Genomic DNA, 15,806 nt, shown 5'->3' with positions numbered 1-15,806 from the left:
CCGCAGGTGTGCGGCGTCCGGGCCCGACGGGCGATTACTCAGGCCTCGGTGGGCTCTTCGGCGGACTCCGCCTCGGCGCCGGCCTCGACCGTCTCGGCGGTCTCGTCCTCGTCGTCGTCCAGGTCGACGACCTCACCGTTGGTGTCGACGACCTTGGCGGCCTCGACGACCACGGCCAGCGCCTTGCCACGGGCGACCTCGCCGACGAGCAGCGGCACCTGGCCGCCTTCGACGACGGCCTGGGCGAACTGGTCGGGGCTCATGCCGGAGGAGGCGGCGCGGCGCATGAGGTGCTCGGTGAGCTCCTCCTGGTTGACCGACAGCTTCTCCTTGTTGACCAGTTCGTCGAGCACGAACTGGGTCTTGATGCCCTTCTTCGCCTGCTCCTCGAGCTCGGCGTCGTACTCCTCGCGGGTCTTGCCCTCGCGCTCCAGGTAGCTCTCCCAGGTCAGGCCGAGGGACTCGAACTGGTGGTGCTCCAGGTTGTGCGTACGGGTCTCGATCTCGTCCTTGAGGAGCTTCTCCGGCAGCGGGACCTCGGTCAGCTCCAGGAGGGCGTCGAGCACCTTCTCCTGGGCCTGGGTGGCCTGGTCGTACTGCTTGATCCGCTCAAGGCGCTTGACGCTGTCCGCGCGCAGCTCCTCGAGGGTGTCGAACTCGCTCGCCAGCTGGGCGAAGTCGTCGTCCAGTTCGGGCAGCTCGCGGGCCTGGACGGCGGTGACGTCGACCTTGACCGAGGCCTCCTGGCCGGCCGCGGAGCCGCCCTTGAGCTCGGAGGTGAAGGTGGCGGTGCCGCCGGCCTCCAGGCCGGTGACGGCCTCGTCGATGCCGTCGAGGAGTTCGCCGGAGCCGATGGTGTAGCTGACGCCCTTGGCGACACCGTCCTCCAGGACCTCACCGTTGACCGAGGCCTCGAGGTCGATGACGACGACGTCGCCCTCGGCGGCGGGGCGCTCGACCGGAGTGGTGGAGGCGAAGCGCTCGCGGAGCTGCTCCAGGGACTTGTCGACGTCCTCGTCCGACACCTCGATGGCGTCCACGGTGACCTCGATGCCCGAGTAGTCCGGGATCTCGATCGACGGTCGGATGTCCACCTCGGCGGTGAACTTGAGCTCGTCACCGTCGTTGAACTCGGTGATGTCCACCTCGGGCTGGCCGAGGACGTTCAGCTCACCCTCGTTGACCGCCTCCGTGTAGAACTTCGGCAGCGCGTCGTTGATGGCCTCTTCGAGGACCGCGCCACGGCCGAACCGCTGGTCGATGACGCGCGCAGGGATCTTGCCCTTGCGGAAGCCCGGCACCGTGACCTGCTGGTTGATCTTCTTGTACGCCGCGTCGAGGCTGGGCTTGAGCTCCTCGAAGGGCACCTCGACAGTGAGTCGAACCCGGGTCGGGTTCAGAGTCTCGACGGCGCTCTTCACGGTTGGGTCTCCTTGGGGCTTTACGTTGAGTGGGGGCTCCGGCTGCCGTTCCGACATCCGGTGGGCCGACGACCCATCCTACCGGTACCACAATCGCGCGGTTCCGGTCTGTGCTCGGACTGCGTATGCGTACATGGTCGGGGTGGCCGGATTCGAACCGACGACCTTCCGCTCCCAAAGCGGACGCGCTACCAAGCTGCGCCACACCCCGTCAGTGCGACACGTAGAGTACATGCCTCCGCACACCCTGGCTGCCCATATGTCCGCGGCACCGGGAACCCGGTCGATCCGCTACGATCTGATGTGCCAGAATGACTGGCCGTTGCGGGCGTAGCTCAATGGTAGAGCCCTAGTCTTCCAAACTAGCTACGCGGGTTCGATTCCCGTCGCCCGCTCTGACTGCCCGAGGCCCGGGTGGGGGTTTGATCCCTCACGCGGGCCTCGGTCGTTTTTCGGGTGGACGGCGCGTTCTAGGGTGCGGGGATGGAGATCTGGGTTAATCCGGCCTGCTCGAAGTGCCGGTCCGCGGTGAAGCTGCTGGCCGAGGAGGGCGCGCAGTACACGGTGCGGCGCTATCTGGAGGACCCGCCGAGTGCGGAGGAGCTGAGGGCGGTGCTGGGGCGGCTGGGGCTGGAGCCGTGGGACATCGTGCGGACGCAGGAGGCGGTGGCCAAGGAGCTGGGGGTCAGGGACTGGCCACGGGAGGCGGTGGAGCGGGAGCGGTGGATCGCGGCGCTGGCGGCGCACCCGAAGCTGATCCAGCGGCCCATCATCACGGCGGACGACGGGTCGGCGGTGGTGGGCCGCAGCGAGGAGGCCGTGCGGGAGGCGATGAGGCGGTCATAGGGCGCGGTCACTCGACGGGGACACCCTGGGGGGACTTGATGCGCTTCATGATCATCTGGGAGTTGACGTCGCTGACGCCGGGCATGGCGATGAGCTTGTCGGTCCAGAAGCGCTCGTACGCGTCGCTGTCGGCGACGGCGATGCGCAGGAGGGAGCCGGGGGCTCCGTACAGGCGGTAGGCCTCGACGATGTCGGGGACGGCCTGGACCTCGGACTCGAAGGCGGCGACGGAGTCGCGGTCGCGGTGGACCTCCACGGAGGCGAAGACCTCGAAGCCGCGGCCGAGGGCGGCGGGGTCGACGACGGCGCGGTAGCCGCGGATGACGCCGTCGTCCTCCAACTGGCGTACGCGGCGCAGGCAGGGGGACGGGGTGAGGCCGACGCGGGCGGCCAGTTCCTGGTTGGTGAGTCGGCCGTCGGCCTGGAGTTCACGCAAGATTCTTCTGTCAATCGCGTCCATAGAGGCAGTATCTATCAGATATTCCGGGTCTACGCGCCCTGATTGGCAGCACCTTTCTTCGCTTTCCGCATATCCTTGCGCTGGATTGCTGCGACCGCACTTGGGGAGCGAGGGAAACGTGAAGCACATCGTCGTGATCGGCACCGGCGGGACGATAGCCAGCCGCTGGCAGGGCAACGGCTACGCGGCGGAGGCCGCCGGAGGCGAGGTGCTCGCGGTGAGCGCGCTGCCGGAGGGCGTGGAGGTGAGCGTCCGGGACCTGTTCACGGTCAACAGCTCGCAGCTGACGACGGGGCACCAGCTCGAACTGCTGCGTGCGGTCCACGACGTGCTGGCGGACCCGTCGGTCGACGGCGTGGTGGTGACGCACGGCACGGACACCATGGAGGAGTCGGCCTTCCTGCTGGACCTGCACCACGACGACCGCAGGCCGGTGGTGTTCACGGGCGCGCAGCTGCCGCTGGACTCGGTGGACGGGGACGCGGCGGGCAATCTCTACGACGCGCTGCTGACGGCGGCGACCGGCCGGGACATCGGCGTGGTCATCACCTTCGGCGGCTTTGTGCACGCGGCCCGGGGCACCCTCAAGGCGCACACGCTGGACGCGCAGGCCTTCGCCGACCCGTCGGGGCAGCCGCTGGGGCGGGTCAAGTTCGGCGAGATCGCCTGGGGGCGGCCGCGGTCGCGCCCGGAGGCCCTGCCGCTGCCACTGCTGCCGCTGCCCGACGCGGGCGCCCGCACGCCGCGCGTGGACGTCGTGATGCATCACGTCGACGCCGACCCGGTGCTCTTCGAGGCCGCGCTGGGCGCCGGCGCGCAGGGCATCGTGCTGGTCGGCACGGGCGCGGGCAACGCGACGCCCGGGTTCGCGGACGCGGTCCGGCGCGCGGTGGACGCGGGCGTACTGGTCGCGCTCAGCACGCGGGTTGCGGCCGGCCCGGTCGCGGCGATGTACACCGGCGGCGGGGCCGTGGACCTCGCCGAGGCGGGCGCGGTGCTCGCCGGGACACTGCGTGCGGGCCAGGCCCGGATCGCGGTACTGGCGGCGCTGCTGACGGCGGAGAGCCCCGAGGGGCGTACCGCCGCCCTGCGCCGCGTCGTTGACGCGACCGCCGGGCGCGAGGCCGCGGCGGCCGCGTAAGTCGCCTGAGCCGCCTCAGAGGTTGATCTGGTTGATGGTGGCGGCCAGCGAGTCGAGGAACTTCTGGATCGAGGGCGCCATACCTGTGGAGGCGAGGAAGAAGCCGAACAGGATGGCCACGATGGCCGGTCCGACCTTGAGCGTCTTGCCCCTTATCAGGACGATCAGGATGATCGCCAACAACAGCACTACGGACAGCGAGATGGCCACAGCCGATCACATCCTCGGTCAGCATCCTCGGTCAGAACGCCTCAGCGTCGTCCATCGTCCCACCAAGCACTGACACGGCCACCCTCGGGGGGCGGTTCCGTAATTGCGTGGCGCGTTCGAAATTGAGTATTTCCCAACCCCTTGCGGAACACACGTAGTAGCTTCACCCGGTCTCAACAGGCGGGGTGATATGCCCCGTTCAACCGTTATATGAATGGACATTTATCACCCAAGCGGACATGGGTGTGGGGAGTGCATGCCCGGGTAGTCGGCCTGATATCCCGATTCCCCAGCGGAATTTACGAAGGAAGCGCTCGCTCGGTATGGTGCCTCAGATGTTCCCGCCCCCCCGCATGAACACACTGTCCCCCCACAGGTACGACCACGTCCCGCTGCCCGAGCAGCGGGACGCCCCCGAGGTTCCGCAGAAGTCGCCCGGCCAGCAGGCGAAGGCCGCGCCGGCGGCCGCGAAGGGGCGTGACGCGTTCTTCGACAACGCCAAGTACCTGGCCATCGTGTTCGTCGCGATGGGCCACGCCTGGGAGCCGCTGATCGGCCGCAGCCATACGGTCAAGGCCCTCTACACGGTCGTCTACGCCTTCCACATGCCGGCGTTCATCCTCATCTCCGGCTACTTCTCGCGGAGTTTCGACGCCCGGCCGGACCGGGTGAAGCGTCTCGTCGCCGGCGTGGCCGTCCCGTATGTCCTCTTCGAAGTGGTTTACGCCCTCTTCAAGCGCTGGGCGGACGACACCACCCCCGACTACCCGATCAGCCTGCTCGACCCCTGGTTCGTCACCTGGTTCCTGGTCGCCCTCTTCATCTGGCGCGTCACCACACCGATCTGGCGGATCGTACGCTGGCCGGTCCCGCTCGCGCTGGTGATCGCGGCACTCACGGCCACCTCCCCCGGCACCGGCAACGACCTGGGGCTGCAACGCGTGCTGCAATTCCTGCCGTTCTTCGTCGCCGGGCTGTGCATGAGGCCCGAGCACTTTCACATCCTGCGCCGTCGCGAGGCACGGATCCTCACCCTGCCGGTCATCGCCGCCGCGACCGCGCTCGCCTACTGGGCCGCGCCCCTCAACGTCCCGGGGTGGCTCTACCACCGCGACAGTGCCCAGACGCTGGGCGCGCCCTGGTGGATGGGCCCGGTCTCGGTCATCGTGCTCTTCGCCTGCTCGATGCTGCTCGCCGGTTGCTTCTTCGCCTGGGTGCCACGCCGCCGTATGTGGTTCACCACACTGGGCGCGGGGACGCTGTACGGCTATCTGCTGCACGGCTTCGCGATCAAGATCGCGGACTTCCAGGGCTGGTTCGACACGTACCAGTGGCTGCACAGTCCGCTGGGCGAGGTCGCGGTGACGGTCATCGCGGCGACGCTGGTGACGGCGCTGTGTACGTCGCCGGTGCGGCGGGTGTTCCGGTTCGTGGTGGAGCCGAGGATGGAGTGGGCGTTCAAGGCCGGCCCGGGAGGCGGTCGGCGGGACGTCAGTCCCGGCACACGATGAGCAGCGCGCGGTCGTCGTTGACGTTCTTCGCGACGGCCTCGATGAGCTGCCAGGCCGCACCGCGGAAGCCCTGCGCGACGTAGCGGTCGGCCTCGCCGATGAGCCGGTCGATGCCCTCGCCGATGTCGCGGCCGGAGGCCTCCACCAGGCCGTCGGTGAACAGCAGCAGGACGTCGCCGGAGCGCAGGGTGCCCTTGACGCCGTGGAACTCGGCGCCGTCGTAGATCCCCAGCAGCGGGCCCTCGGCGGCCTTCTCCTCCCAGCGGCCGGTGCCGGCGCTGAGCTGGACGCCGGGCAGGTGACCGGCGGACAGCAGCTCGTAGTCGCCGGACTCCAGGTCCAGGACGAGGTGGACGGAGGTGGCGAAGCCCTCGTCCCAGTTCTGCCGGAGCAGATAGCCGTTGGCGGCCGTCAGGAAGGCGTGCGGCGCGAGCGAGCCCAGCAGGCCGCCGAAGGCGCCGGACAGCAGCAGCGCGCGTGAGCCGGCGTCCATCCCCTTGCCGGAGACGTCGGTGAGCACCGCCTCCAGGACCCGGCCCCCGGACGTACGGGTGGCGACCACGAAGTCGCCGGAGAAGGACTGCCCGCCGGCCGGGCGCAGCGCCATCTCCGAGTGCCAGCCCAGCGGCAGCTTGGGCAACCTGCTCTGTACGCGGATGCGTTCACGCAGGTCGAACAGCATCGTTCCGCCGCCCCGCCACGGCACGCCGACCCGGCTGCGGAACTGCGCGATCAGCAGCCCGGAGAACGCGACCGCGCTCACCACGAGGACCACGCCGGGGGTGACCGGGCCGAGCCCGTTCGCGAACGGGCGGAAAACGGCCGATTCCACTACCAGGGCGGCGGCCGAAGCCCCGTACAGGAGCAGCAGGCTGGAGGGGCGCAGGAGCAGGCCGCCGATGAGGATCGGCAGTACGAGAGAGGTGGGCGGGCACCAGACGGGGCTGGCCACGGTGGCCCAGGCGATGGCGGGCACGCTGAGCACCAGGACGGACAGCACCAGCCAGTCCGAACCCTCGCCGCGGAAGTAGTCGACGCCGGTTTTGCGCAGGCCGACTCGGGCCCGGTGCAGCGTCCTACGCCACCGGGCCACCGGGCTGTTCCCCGCGGCGCGCTGTGCCATGTCCCGGCGACCCTACCCAGCGATTCGTCGATGCGTCGATTCGCGGCCCTTCCAAGGAGCCGGAAATACCGTCGCGCGAGCGGCCGGGCGGCTGCTAAGCCAGGTGAATGACGTTTGAGGTACGGGCACTTGAGGCTGGGCAGTGGGACGACTGGTTCGACAGGACGGACCGTGCCTTCGGCGGCGCGGTACAACCCGAGGAGCGGGCATTCGACAAGTCGGTCACCGAGGACGGGCGCTCACTGGCCGCCTGGGACGGCGACGAGATCGTCGGCAGCGCCGGGGCGTATTCCTTCCGGGTCTCGGTGCCGGGTGGGGCACTGGTGCCGGCGGCCGGAGTGACCTGCGTGAGCGTCCAACCCACGCACCGGCGGCGCGGCGTGCTGACCGCGATGATGCGGCGGCAGTTGGAGGATGTACGCGAGCTGGGCGAGCCGCTGGCGGTGCTGGTGGCGAGCGAGCCGGTGATCTACGGCCGGTTCGGCTACGGCGCTGCCAGCGAGCGGGTGCGGCTGGACATCGACACCACCCGGGTCCGGCTGGCCGCGCCGGAGGGCATCGAGGACGTCCGGGTGCGCTTCGTCGGCCTGGAGGAGGGTCTGGAGGCGTGCGAGGCGGTCTACGCACATGTGGTGGCCGCGCGGCCCGGCATGCTGGCCCGGCAGCCGGGCTGGGAACGGCAGGCGCTGCTCGACCCGGTCGCGATGCGCGGCGGGGCGAGCGACCGGCAGTGCGTGATCGCCGAGGTCGACGGCGAGGTGCGGGGGTACGCGCGGTACGCGGCGAAGCTCGCCTGGAGCGACCGCGGGCCCGACGGCACGGTGACCGTCAGGGACCTCGACGCCGTCGACGCGGCCAGCTATGCCGCGCTGTGGCGGTTCCTGTTCGGCATCGACCTGATGACGAAGGTCGTCGCCACCACCCGCCCGGCCGACGATCCGCTGCTGCACCTGGTCTCCGACGTGCGGCGCTGCGGGGTCACCACGTCGGAGGGGCTGTTCGTGCGACTCGTGGACGTGGGGGCGGCACTGGAGGCGCGGACCTATGCGACGCCGGTCGATGTCGTCCTCGACGTGGCCGATTCCTTCTGTCCCTGGAACGAGGGGCGCTGGCGGCTCACCGGTGACCCGAAGGGCGCGGTGTGCGTGCGGACGGGGGACCCGGCGGACCTGGCGCTGTCGGTGCGGGAGCTGGGGGCGGCATACCTGGGCGGCGTGTCGCTGTCGGCGCTGGCGGGGGCGGGGCGCGTACGGGAGCTGCGCGACGGGGCGCTGAGGGAGGCCGCGGTGGCCTTCCGGAGCGATGTGGCGCCGTGGCTCGCGCACGGGTTCTAGCCGGCAGGACCGGCCCTAAGGGCGCCCTTGGCACGTAGGGCACCAGAAGAGGTTGCGGTTGGCGAGGCCGGCGGTACGGATGTCGGTGGCGCAGATGTGGCAGGGGAGGGCGGCGCGGCGGTAGACGTAGACCTCGCCGCCGTGGTCGTCGAGGCGTGGGGGGCGGCCCATGGCTTCGGGGGTGTGCTCGGGGCGGACGGTGTCGATGCGATTGTGGCGGACGCCTTCGCGCATGAGGTCGACGAGGTCGGCCCAGAGGGCGTCCCATTCGGTGCGGGTGAGGTCGCGGCCGGGGCGGTAGGGGTCGATGCCGTGCCGGAAGAGGACCTCGGCGCGGTAGACGTTGCCGACGCCGGCGATGATCTTCTGGTCCATGAGCAGCGCCGCGACCGTGGTGCGGCTGCGGCTGATCCGGTCCCAGGCCCGGTCGCCGGTGTCGGCTGGGGCGCGGAGCGGGTCGGGGCCGAGGCGGTCGTGTACGGCCTGCTTCTCGGCGTCGGTGATCAGCTCGCAGGCGGTCGGACCGCGCAGGTCGACGTACGACTCCGGGTTGGCCAGGCGCAGTCGTACGGTGTCGGTCGCGGGGACGGCGGGACCCGCGCCGAAGCCGACCTTGCCGAAGAGGCCGAGGTGGATGTGGACCCAGCCGGTCGCGGCGAAGCCGAGGAAGAGGTGCTTGCCGTGGGCTTCGGCCGTCTCCAGGACCTGACCGTCGATCAGCGCGGCGCCGTCGGAGAACTTGCCCTGCGGGCTGCTCGCGCGTACGGGCCGGCCGCCGAACCTCGCGAAGTGGTCGGCGGCCAGCCGGTGGATGGTGTGCCCTTCGGGCATGCCCGGGTCAGCTCTGCTGAGGGTGGTGGGCCGGGATGGGCGGGAGTGCGCCGGTGGCCTCGTAGGCGTTGAGCATCTCGATGCGGCGGGTGTGGCGCTCCTCGCCGGAGTACGGGGTGCCGAGGAAGACCTCGACGAACTTGGTGGCCTCGTCGACGGTGTGCATGCGGCCGCCGATGCTGATGACGTTCGCGTTGTTGTGCTGGCGGCCGAGCGACGCGGTCTCCTCGCTCCAGGCCAGCGCGGCCCGTACGCCCTTGACCTTGTTGGCGGCGATGGCCTCGCCGTTGCCGGAGCCGCCGATGACGATGCCGAGGCTGTCGGGGTCGGCGGCGGTGCGCTCGGCGGCCCGCAGGCAGAACGCCGGGTAGTCGTCCTGGGCGTCGTAGATGTGCGGGCCGCAGTCGACGGGCTCATGGCCGCCGGCCGTGAGCCACTCGACGAGATGGTTCTTGAGTTCGAAGCCGGCATGGTCGGAGCCGAGGTACACGCGCATAGGGACGAGTGTGGCATGACCGGACCGGAATCCGGGATCCGGGGCGGGATCGCGGGTCGGTCGAGAAATCTGAGGGTTACTTGAGCTTAAAGCTACGAAATGGACTCAAAGGTTCCCCATCCGCCTGTCATCCGTTTTGATGCGACCCCATGAGCACTCGTCCCCTCACCCTCCCCGTGACCGACTCTCCCCCCACCGGAGCCACCTCCGGTTCCGGCCTGCAGGCCGGGCTCAAGAACCGCCATCTGTCCATGATCGCCATCGGCGGTGTGATCGGCGCGGGCCTGTTCGTCGGCTCCGGCTCCGGTATCCAGGCCGCGGGCCCCGGCATCCTCGTGTCGTACGCGCTCGTCGGTGTGCTGGTCGTCCTCGTGATGCGGATGCTCGGCGAGATGGCCGCCGCGAACCCCACCTCCGGCTCCTTCTCCGCGTACGCGGACCGCGCGCTGGGCCGCTGGGCGGGCTTCTCGATCGGCTGGCTGTACTGGTTCTTCTGGGTCGTGGTGCTGGCCGTCGAGGCCACCGCCGGCGCCAAGATCCTGGAGGGCTGGATCCCGGCCGTCCCGCAGTGGGCGTGGGCGCTGATCGTCATGGTGGTGCTCACCGCGTCCAACCTGGCGTCGGTCGCCTCGTACGGTGAGTTCGAGTTCTGGTTCGCCGGGATCAAGGTCGTCGCGATCGCCGCCTTCATCGGCGTCGGCGTCCTCGCGGTCCTCGGGATCCTTCCCGGTGTGCACAGCGACACGGCCGGGCTGTCCAACCTGACCTCGCACGGCGGCTTCCTGCCGAACGGGCCCGGCAAGATCCTCACCGGTGTGCTGCTGGTCGTCTTCTCCTTCATGGGCAGCGAGATCGTCACCCTCGCCGCCGGCGAGTCCGAGGACCCGCAGCGCGCGGTCACCAAGGCCACCAACAGCGTGATCTGGCGGATCGCCGTCTTCTACCTCGGCTCGATCTTCATCGTGCTGACCCTGCTGCCCTGGAACTCCGCGGCCATCACCAAGGACGGCAGTTACGTCGCCGCGCTCGACTCCCTCGGCATCCCGCACGCCGGCCAGGTCATGAACTTCATCGTCCTGACCTCGGTGCTGTCCTGCCTCAACTCCGGTCTCTACACCGCCTCCCGCATGGCCTTCTCCCTCGGCCGCCGCGGTGACGCGCCGGCCGCCTTCGGGCGCACGGCACGCAAGGGCGTACCGCAGACCGCGATCCTGGCGTCGGTGGTCTTCGGCTTCGTGGCGGTCTACTTCAACTACGCCTACCCGGACACGGTCTTCCTCTTCCTGCTCAACTCCTCCGGTGCGATCGCGCTGTTCGTATGGCTGGTCATCTGCTTCTCGCAGCTGCGGATGCGCCGGATCATCCAGGCGGAGGCCCCGGAGAAGCTGATCGTCCGGATGTGGCTGTTCCCGTATCTGACGTGGGCGACCATCGCGCTGATCGTGTTCGTGCTCGGCTACATGCTGACCGACACCGGTTCCGGCGGCGGCCGGGACCAGGTGGTCCTCTCCACGCTGGTCGCGCTCGGTGTGGTCGGTATCGCGGTGCTGCGCCAGCGGCTGAAGGGCCGCGTTCACAAGGGTTCGAACGACTCCGTCACGTCGGCGTAGTTCTGCAGCGCGGCGGCTCGGACCTGGGCGGCGTACCAGATATTGAGCTGGTACGCCTTGCCGCCCGAGGTGAACCCGAGCTGCCGCGCCCGCCATTGCGCGCCGTCCTGGGCCTGACGGGCGGGCTGCTGCTCGCTGCCGGTGCGGTGGGCGCCTGGCTGGCGACGCGCAAGCCGCGTCGCCACTGAGTCAGCCGGCCCGGCGGCCGGCCAGCTTCCAGGCCGTCGGGAGCGCGCCCATGGCCAGGACCGCCTTGAGGGCGTCGCCGACGAGGTAGGGGGTGAGGCCGAGGGCGACGGCCTGGCCGAGGGAGAGGTGGGCGGCGGCGGCCAGGTAGGGGACGCCGACCGCGTAGGTGATGGCGCTGCCGACGACCATGACGCCGGCCATGCGCCAGACGCTGCGGTCGGCGCCGCGCTGGGCGAGGGCGCCGACCGCCGCCGAGGCGAGCATCATGCCGAGGATGTAGCCGAAGCTGGCCATGGACGCGCCCGACGAGCCGTCCGCGAACCACGGCACTCCGGCGACCCCGGCCACCGCGTACAGGGCCAGCGCCAGGAAGCCGCGCCGGGCGCCGAGCGCGGTGCCGACCAGCAGGGCCGCGAAGGTCTGTCCGGTGACCGGCACGGGCGAGCCGGGCACCGGGACCGAGAGCTGCGCCGCGAGGCCGGTCAGCGCCGCGCCGCCCAGGACGAGGGCCGCGTCCCGTACGCGGGAGACGGGCAGCAGGTCGGCCAGGACGGTGTGGGGCCGTACGGCGGCGGCAGCGGTGCTCATGGGTGACTCCCCGGGTGGATCGTGGCTCGCAATGGCTTGATTCACCGCGACGCTATCCCAGCGCCTGAGCACCGATCATCGTTGGCTGTCCACAAAGGGGTGATCCCTCACTTGGTGACTTCCGGACAGTTTCAGCAGGTCACGTGACGCTCATCACCACGGACACTGTGGGAACCTTCCAATCCCGCGCGAACACCACCAGCCGTAGCACCGCGAACCGCCCGAGCCCCGCCAGCCCCGACGCCCCGAGATACACCGCCTGCTCCCACCACCGCCCGGCGTCGGGGCGCACCACGTGCAGCACCAGCATCGCGCCCGTCGTGAACAGGTACGCGACCGCCAGCGTCAGCCCGGACTTCACATGCACCCGCCAGCTCGCCCGTTCCCCGCCGCCGAACGTGAACCGGCTGTGCAGCTCCGTCGCCAGCACGGTCGACACGACCGTCACCAGCGCGTTGGCCACGGCGAAGGGAATCGGCCCTGCCAGCAGCAGCATCGACCCGCTGGACAGCAGCCCCAGCCCTCCGCCGCAGACGACGAACCGTATGAATGAGGTCAGCCCCGTGGTGTCCATGGGCCGACAGTGCCGGGCACCGCTGACAGGACACCTACCGCGCGCCTACAGCCCACCGACACCGGCGGCCAGCGACCGGTCAGCGCGGTCAGCAACAGGTGCAGCGCGGTCAGTCGAAGATCGGGCCGACCGTGCGGGTGCGCTTGATCTCGTAGAAGCCGGGGATGGAGGCGACGAGCAGGGTGCCGTCCCAGAGCTTGGCGGCGTCCTCGCCCTTGGGGGCGGGGGTGACGACGGGGCCGAAGAAGGCGATCTGCTCGCCGTCGGCGCCGGGGACGGCGATGACGGGGGTGCCGACGTCCTGGCCGACCTTGTCGATGCCCTCCTGGTGGGAGGCGCGCAACTCGGCGTCGTAGACGTCGGACTGGGCGAAGGCGGCGAGGTCGGCGGGGAGTCCGGCCTCCTCCAGGGCGGCGACGATGGTGTCGTGGTCCTTCTCGAGACCCTTGTTGTGGAAGCGGGTGCCGAGCGCGGTGTAGAGGGCGCCGAGAACCTCGCTGCCGTGCTTCTGCTCGGCGGCGATGCAGACGCGGACCGGGCCCCAGGCGGTCTTCATGAGCTCGCGGTACTGCTCCGGCATCTCATCGAGGCGGGGTTCGTTCAGAACGGCGAGGCTCATGACATGCCAGCGGACCTCGACCGGGCGGACCTTCTCGACTTCCAGCATCCAGCGGGAGGTCATCCAGGCCCAGGGACACAGCGGGTCGAACCAGAAATCCACGGGCGTCTTCGTCGCGTCGTTCGTCGTCTCGGGCACGTCTTCTCCTAAGAAGGGGATGGCTTTCCTCCGAAGAGGGGAAACGCGGAATCCCATGCGAAGATTCCAGCGTCCACAAGACGAGCCAAAGGAGTCCTCCGTGCCCGGCGAAAACCTGACCCGAGACGAGGCCCGCGAACGGGCCGGCCTGCTGTCGGTGGACGGTTACGACGTCGCGCTCGACCTGCGGTCGGCGGTCCGCCCCGAGGAGAGCACCTTCCGGTCCGTGACCACGATCCGCTTCCGGGCCGCCGAGCCGGGGTCGGCCACCTTCGTGGACCTCGTCGCGCCGTCCGTGGAGTCGGTGGTCCTCAACGGGCGCGAGCTGGACCCGGCGGCGGTCTTCGACGGGACGCGGATCGCGCTGGTGGACCTCGAAGCGGTGAACGAGCTGGTCGTCGACGCCCGGTGCGCCTACAGCCGCACCGGTGAAGGCATGCACCGCTTCACCGACCCCGAGGACGGCGAGGTCTACCTCTATACGCAGTACGAGCCGGCCGACGCCCGCCGGGTCTTCGCGAACTTCGAGCAGCCGGACCTCAAGGCGCCGTACCGCTTCACGGTGACGGCCCCCGTGGGCTGGACGGTGTGGAGCAACGGCGCCGAGGAGTCCCGTGAGGACGGTGACGACGGCGGGGTCCGGCGGTTCGCCGAGACCGAGCCGATCTCGACGTACATCACGTGCGTCGTCGCCGGCCCGTACCACCACGTCACCGACACCTATCGGCGCGGCGACCTGGAGATCCCGCTGGGCGCGCTGTGCCGCAAGGGCCTGGCCAGGCATTTCGACGCGGAGGACATCTTCACCGTCACCAAGCAGGGCCTGGACTTCTTCCACGAGCACTTCGACTACCCGTATCCCTTCGGGAAGTACGACCAGGCCTTCGTGCCGGAGTACAACATCGGCGCGATGGAGAACCCTGGCCTGGTGACCTTCCGGGAGGAGTTCGTCTTCCGGGGCAAGGTGACGCGGGCCTCGTACGAGGGCCGGGCGAACGTCATCCTGCACGAGATGGCGCACATGTGGTTCGGCGACCTGGTGACGATGCGCTGGTGGGACGACCTGTGGCTGAAGGAGTCCTTCGCGGACTTCATGGGCGCCTTCTCGCTCGTCGAGGCCACCCGCTTCACCGACGGCTGGATCACCTTCGCCAACCGCCGCAAGGCCTGGGCCTACCGGGCCGACCAGCTGCCGTCCACCCACCCGGTCACCGCCGACATCCGTGACCTGCAGGACGCCAAGCTCAACTTCGATGGCATCACGTACGCCAAGGGCGCGTCGGTGCTCAAGCAGCTGGTCGCGTACGTCGGCCGGGACGCCTTCCTGGAGGGCGCCCGCCGCTACTTCAAGCGGCACGCCTACGGGAACACCGAGCTCGGCGACCTGCTGTCGGTGCTGGCCGAGACGTCGGGCCGGGACATGGCCGAGTGGTCGCGGGCCTGGCTGCAGACGGCGGGCGTCAACTCGCTGACGCCGGAGGTGTCGTACGACGAGCAGGGCCCGGTGCGGGAGCTGGCGGTCCTCCAGGAGGCGGCGCCCTCGCACCCCGAGCTGCGGCCGCACCGGGTGGCGATCGGCCTCTACCGGCGCACCGACGCGGGCACGGTGGAGCGGTACGCGCGGGCGGAGGCCGATGTGGCCGGGCCGCGTACGGTCATCGGGGAGCTGGCCGGGGCCGAGCGGCCCGACCTGGTGCTGGTCAACGACGAGGACCTGACCTACTGCAAGGCCCGCTTCGACGCGACGTCGCTGGAGACCGTGCTGGGGCACCTCGGCGAGGTCACCGACCCGCTGGCCCGCGCCCTGTGCTGGTCGGCGGTGTGGAACATGACGCGCGACGCGCTGCTGCCCGCCCACGAGTACATCGGCCTGGTGCTGCGCTTCGCGGGGTCCGAGACCGACATCGGCGTGCTGCAGTCCCTGCACCAGCAGGCGAACACCGCCCTGCACCACTACACCGCCCCCGACCGGCGTCCGGAGGGCCGCCGGGCCCTGGCCGAGGGCGCGCTGCGCGAGCTGCGGCGGGCCGAGCCCGGCAGCGGGCACCAGCTGGCGTGGGTGCGGTTCTTCGCCTCGGTGGCCGGGTCGCAGGACGAACTGCGGCTGCTGTCCAGGCTGTTGGACGGCACCGAGAAGATCGACGGCCTGGACGTGGACCAGGAGCTGCGCTGGACCTTCCTGGAAACGTTGGCCTCCGAAGGCGCCGTCCAGGAGGACGCCATCGCCGACGAACTGGCCCGCGACGCCACCGCCTCCGGCAAGCGCCACCAGGTGCGCTGCCTCGCGGCCCGGCCCTCGGCGGCGGTCAAGGCGCAGGCCTGGGCGTCGGTCGTCGAGTCCGACGCCCTGTCCAACGCCCTGGTCGAGGCGACCATCGCCGGCTTCGACCAGCCCGGCCAGCGGGAGCTGCTCGCGCCGTACGCGGACAAGTACTTCGCCGTGATCGAGCGGGTCTGGGCCGAGCGGAGCATCGAGATCGCCATGGCCGTCGTCCGCGGGCTCTTCCCGATCCTCCAGGCCCGTCAGGAGACCCTCGACGCGGCCGACGCGTGGCTCGCGCAGCACGCCGACGCGCCGCCCGCGCTCCGGCGGCTCGTCGCGGAGTCCCGCGACGACCTGGCGCGGGCGCTGCGCGCGCAGGATCGGGACGCGGCGGCGTAGGGCCGGGCACGAACCTGGCACGAACAGCCCGGGGCGGGCGCTCTGTTGAGCGC

Annotated in this window: 16 protein-coding genes and 2 tRNA genes; 7 read left to right on the top strand and 11 right to left on the bottom strand. The window is 70.3% G+C overall.

Going from position 1 to position 15,806, the window contains the following annotated elements; translation table 11 throughout:
• Nucleotides 1-38: 38 nt before the first annotated feature.
• Nucleotides 39-1,421: a trigger factor gene (gene tig, locus ACFXJ5_RS37035; protein ID WP_384641499.1), complete on the bottom strand. Its 1,383-nt coding sequence runs from the start codon at nt 1,419-1,421 to the stop codon at nt 39-41.
• 134 nt (nt 1,422-1,555) lie between these two features.
• Nucleotides 1,556-1,632, bottom strand: a tRNA-Pro gene (locus tag ACFXJ5_RS37030).
• Nucleotides 1,633-1,745: 113 nt separating this feature from the next.
• Between ACFXJ5_RS37030 and ACFXJ5_RS37025 the strand changes: the two genes are divergently transcribed.
• Nucleotides 1,746-1,816: transfer RNA gene (locus ACFXJ5_RS37025), tRNA-Gly, on the top strand.
• Nucleotides 1,817-1,904: 88 nt separating this feature from the next.
• Nucleotides 1,905-2,267, top strand: a complete 363-nt coding sequence (locus ACFXJ5_RS37020) for an arsenate reductase family protein (protein ID WP_384641496.1) — start codon at nt 1,905-1,907, stop codon at nt 2,265-2,267.
• Between the two features lie 7 nt (nt 2,268-2,274).
• Here ACFXJ5_RS37020 and ACFXJ5_RS37015 read toward each other — a convergent pair whose 3' ends face one another.
• Nucleotides 2,275-2,727 (bottom strand): Lrp/AsnC family transcriptional regulator, encoded by a 453-nt coding sequence (locus ACFXJ5_RS37015; RefSeq protein ID WP_384641494.1) that lies wholly within the window; start codon nt 2,725-2,727, stop codon nt 2,275-2,277.
• 118 nt (nt 2,728-2,845) lie between these two features.
• Here ACFXJ5_RS37015 and ACFXJ5_RS37010 point away from each other — a divergent pair, with 118 nt between their 5' ends.
• Entirely contained in the window at nt 2,846-3,868 is a 1,023-nt protein-coding gene (locus ACFXJ5_RS37010; RefSeq protein WP_384641491.1) for an asparaginase, read from the top strand.
• Between the two features lie 15 nt (nt 3,869-3,883).
• Here the strand turns inward: ACFXJ5_RS37010 and ACFXJ5_RS37005 are convergent, their stop codons facing one another.
• Nucleotides 3,884-4,078, bottom strand: a complete 195-nt coding sequence (locus ACFXJ5_RS37005) for a hypothetical protein (protein ID WP_127357861.1) — start codon at nt 4,076-4,078, stop codon at nt 3,884-3,886.
• Nucleotides 4,079-4,413: 335 nt separating this feature from the next.
• On the opposite strand from ACFXJ5_RS37005, the gene ACFXJ5_RS37000 reads away from it, so the two are divergent.
• Nucleotides 4,414-5,589, top strand: coding sequence for an acyltransferase family protein (locus ACFXJ5_RS37000; protein WP_384641488.1), 1,176 nt, complete (start codon nt 4,414-4,416; stop codon nt 5,587-5,589).
• Here the strand turns inward: ACFXJ5_RS37000 and ACFXJ5_RS36995 are convergent.
• Nucleotides 5,570-6,712 (bottom strand): PP2C family protein-serine/threonine phosphatase, encoded by a 1,143-nt coding sequence (locus tag ACFXJ5_RS36995; RefSeq protein WP_384641485.1) that lies wholly within the window; start codon nt 6,710-6,712, stop codon nt 5,570-5,572. The two genes, ACFXJ5_RS37000 and ACFXJ5_RS36995, sit on opposite strands and share 20 nt — an antisense overlap.
• A gap of 107 nt (nt 6,713-6,819) precedes the next feature.
• Here ACFXJ5_RS36995 and ACFXJ5_RS36990 point away from each other — a divergent pair, with 107 nt between their 5' ends.
• A complete protein-coding gene (locus ACFXJ5_RS36990; protein ID WP_384641482.1) occupies nt 6,820-8,046 on the top strand; it encodes a GNAT family N-acetyltransferase in 1,227 nt (408 codons plus the stop codon).
• Nucleotides 8,047-8,061: 15 nt separating this feature from the next.
• Here the strand turns inward: ACFXJ5_RS36990 and ACFXJ5_RS36985 are convergent, their stop codons facing one another.
• Nucleotides 8,062-8,877 (bottom strand): Fpg/Nei family DNA glycosylase, encoded by an 816-nt coding sequence (locus ACFXJ5_RS36985; RefSeq protein ID WP_384641479.1) that lies wholly within the window; start codon nt 8,875-8,877, stop codon nt 8,062-8,064.
• 7 nt (nt 8,878-8,884) lie between these two features.
• Nucleotides 8,885-9,373, bottom strand: coding sequence for a ribose-5-phosphate isomerase (locus tag ACFXJ5_RS36980; RefSeq protein ID WP_384641476.1), 489 nt, complete (start codon nt 9,371-9,373; stop codon nt 8,885-8,887).
• Between the two features lie 149 nt (nt 9,374-9,522).
• Between ACFXJ5_RS36980 and ACFXJ5_RS36975 the strand changes: the two genes are divergently transcribed.
• A complete protein-coding gene (locus ACFXJ5_RS36975; RefSeq protein WP_384641473.1) occupies nt 9,523-10,983 on the top strand; it encodes an amino acid permease in 1,461 nt (486 codons plus the stop codon).
• On the opposite strand, the gene ACFXJ5_RS36970 is transcribed toward ACFXJ5_RS36975, so the two are convergent.
• The 4 genes from ACFXJ5_RS36970 to ACFXJ5_RS36955 all read right to left on the bottom strand — a co-directional run bounded on the left by ACFXJ5_RS36970 (nt 10,947) and on the right by ACFXJ5_RS36955 (nt 13,091).
• Nucleotides 10,947-11,168 carry a hypothetical protein gene (locus ACFXJ5_RS36970; RefSeq protein WP_384641470.1) on the bottom strand — a complete coding sequence of 74 codons (222 nt, stop codon included), beginning with the start codon at nt 11,166-11,168 and terminating at the stop codon, nt 10,947-10,949. The two genes, ACFXJ5_RS36975 and ACFXJ5_RS36970, sit on opposite strands and share 37 nt — an antisense overlap.
• Before the next feature lie 4 nt (nt 11,169-11,172).
• Nucleotides 11,173-11,760 carry a biotin transporter BioY gene (locus tag ACFXJ5_RS36965; protein ID WP_384641467.1) on the bottom strand — a complete coding sequence of 196 codons (588 nt, stop codon included), beginning with the start codon at nt 11,758-11,760 and terminating at the stop codon, nt 11,173-11,175.
• 139 nt (nt 11,761-11,899) lie between these two features.
• Nucleotides 11,900-12,334 carry a hypothetical protein gene (locus ACFXJ5_RS36960; protein WP_384641465.1) on the bottom strand — a complete coding sequence of 145 codons (435 nt, stop codon included), beginning with the start codon at nt 12,332-12,334 and terminating at the stop codon, nt 11,900-11,902.
• 109 nt (nt 12,335-12,443) lie between these two features.
• Complete coding sequence (locus tag ACFXJ5_RS36955) at nt 12,444-13,091, bottom strand: DsbA family protein (protein ID WP_384641462.1); 648 nt, start codon at nt 13,089-13,091, stop codon at nt 12,444-12,446.
• Between the two features lie 100 nt (nt 13,092-13,191).
• Here ACFXJ5_RS36955 and pepN point away from each other — a divergent pair, with 100 nt between their 5' ends.
• Entirely contained in the window at nt 13,192-15,753 is a 2,562-nt protein-coding gene (gene pepN / locus ACFXJ5_RS36950; RefSeq protein ID WP_384641459.1) for an aminopeptidase N, read from the top strand.
• Nucleotides 15,754-15,806: the final 53 nt, after the last annotated feature.

The sequence above is a fragment of the Streptomyces sp. NPDC059373 genome (assembly GCF_042751495.1).
Lineage (GTDB): Bacteria > Actinomycetota > Actinomycetes > Streptomycetales > Streptomycetaceae > Actinacidiphila.
This window is presented reverse-complemented; position numbering and strand designations above follow the sequence as displayed.

What these genes read in the sequence shown, in the direction of transcription:
- ACFXJ5_RS36990 (WP_384641482.1), top strand. Translation starts at nt 6,820, where the DNA reads ATGACGTTTGAGGTACGGGCACTTGAGGCTGGGCAGTGGGACGACTGG.
- ACFXJ5_RS37000 (WP_384641488.1), top strand. Translation starts at nt 4,414, where the DNA reads ATGTTCCCGCCCCCCCGCATGAACACACTGTCCCCCCACAGGTACGAC.
- ACFXJ5_RS37015 (WP_384641494.1), bottom strand. Translation starts at nt 2,727, where the DNA reads ATGGACGCGATTGACAGAAGAATCTTGCGTGAACTCCAGGCCGACGGC.
- ACFXJ5_RS36960 (WP_384641465.1), bottom strand. Translation starts at nt 12,334, where the DNA reads ATGGACACCACGGGGCTGACCTCATTCATACGGTTCGTCGTCTGCGGC.
- ACFXJ5_RS37020 (WP_384641496.1), top strand. Translation starts at nt 1,905, where the DNA reads ATGGAGATCTGGGTTAATCCGGCCTGCTCGAAGTGCCGGTCCGCGGTG.
- ACFXJ5_RS36965 (WP_384641467.1), bottom strand. Translation starts at nt 11,760, where the DNA reads ATGAGCACCGCTGCCGCCGCCGTACGGCCCCACACCGTCCTGGCCGAC.
- ACFXJ5_RS36995 (WP_384641485.1), bottom strand. Translation starts at nt 6,712, where the DNA reads ATGGCACAGCGCGCCGCGGGGAACAGCCCGGTGGCCCGGTGGCGTAGG.
- ACFXJ5_RS36980 (WP_384641476.1), bottom strand. Translation starts at nt 9,373, where the DNA reads ATGCGCGTGTACCTCGGCTCCGACCATGCCGGCTTCGAACTCAAGAAC.
- ACFXJ5_RS36975 (WP_384641473.1), top strand. Translation starts at nt 9,523, where the DNA reads ATGAGCACTCGTCCCCTCACCCTCCCCGTGACCGACTCTCCCCCCACC.
- ACFXJ5_RS36985 (WP_384641479.1), bottom strand. Translation starts at nt 8,877, where the DNA reads ATGCCCGAAGGGCACACCATCCACCGGCTGGCCGCCGACCACTTCGCG.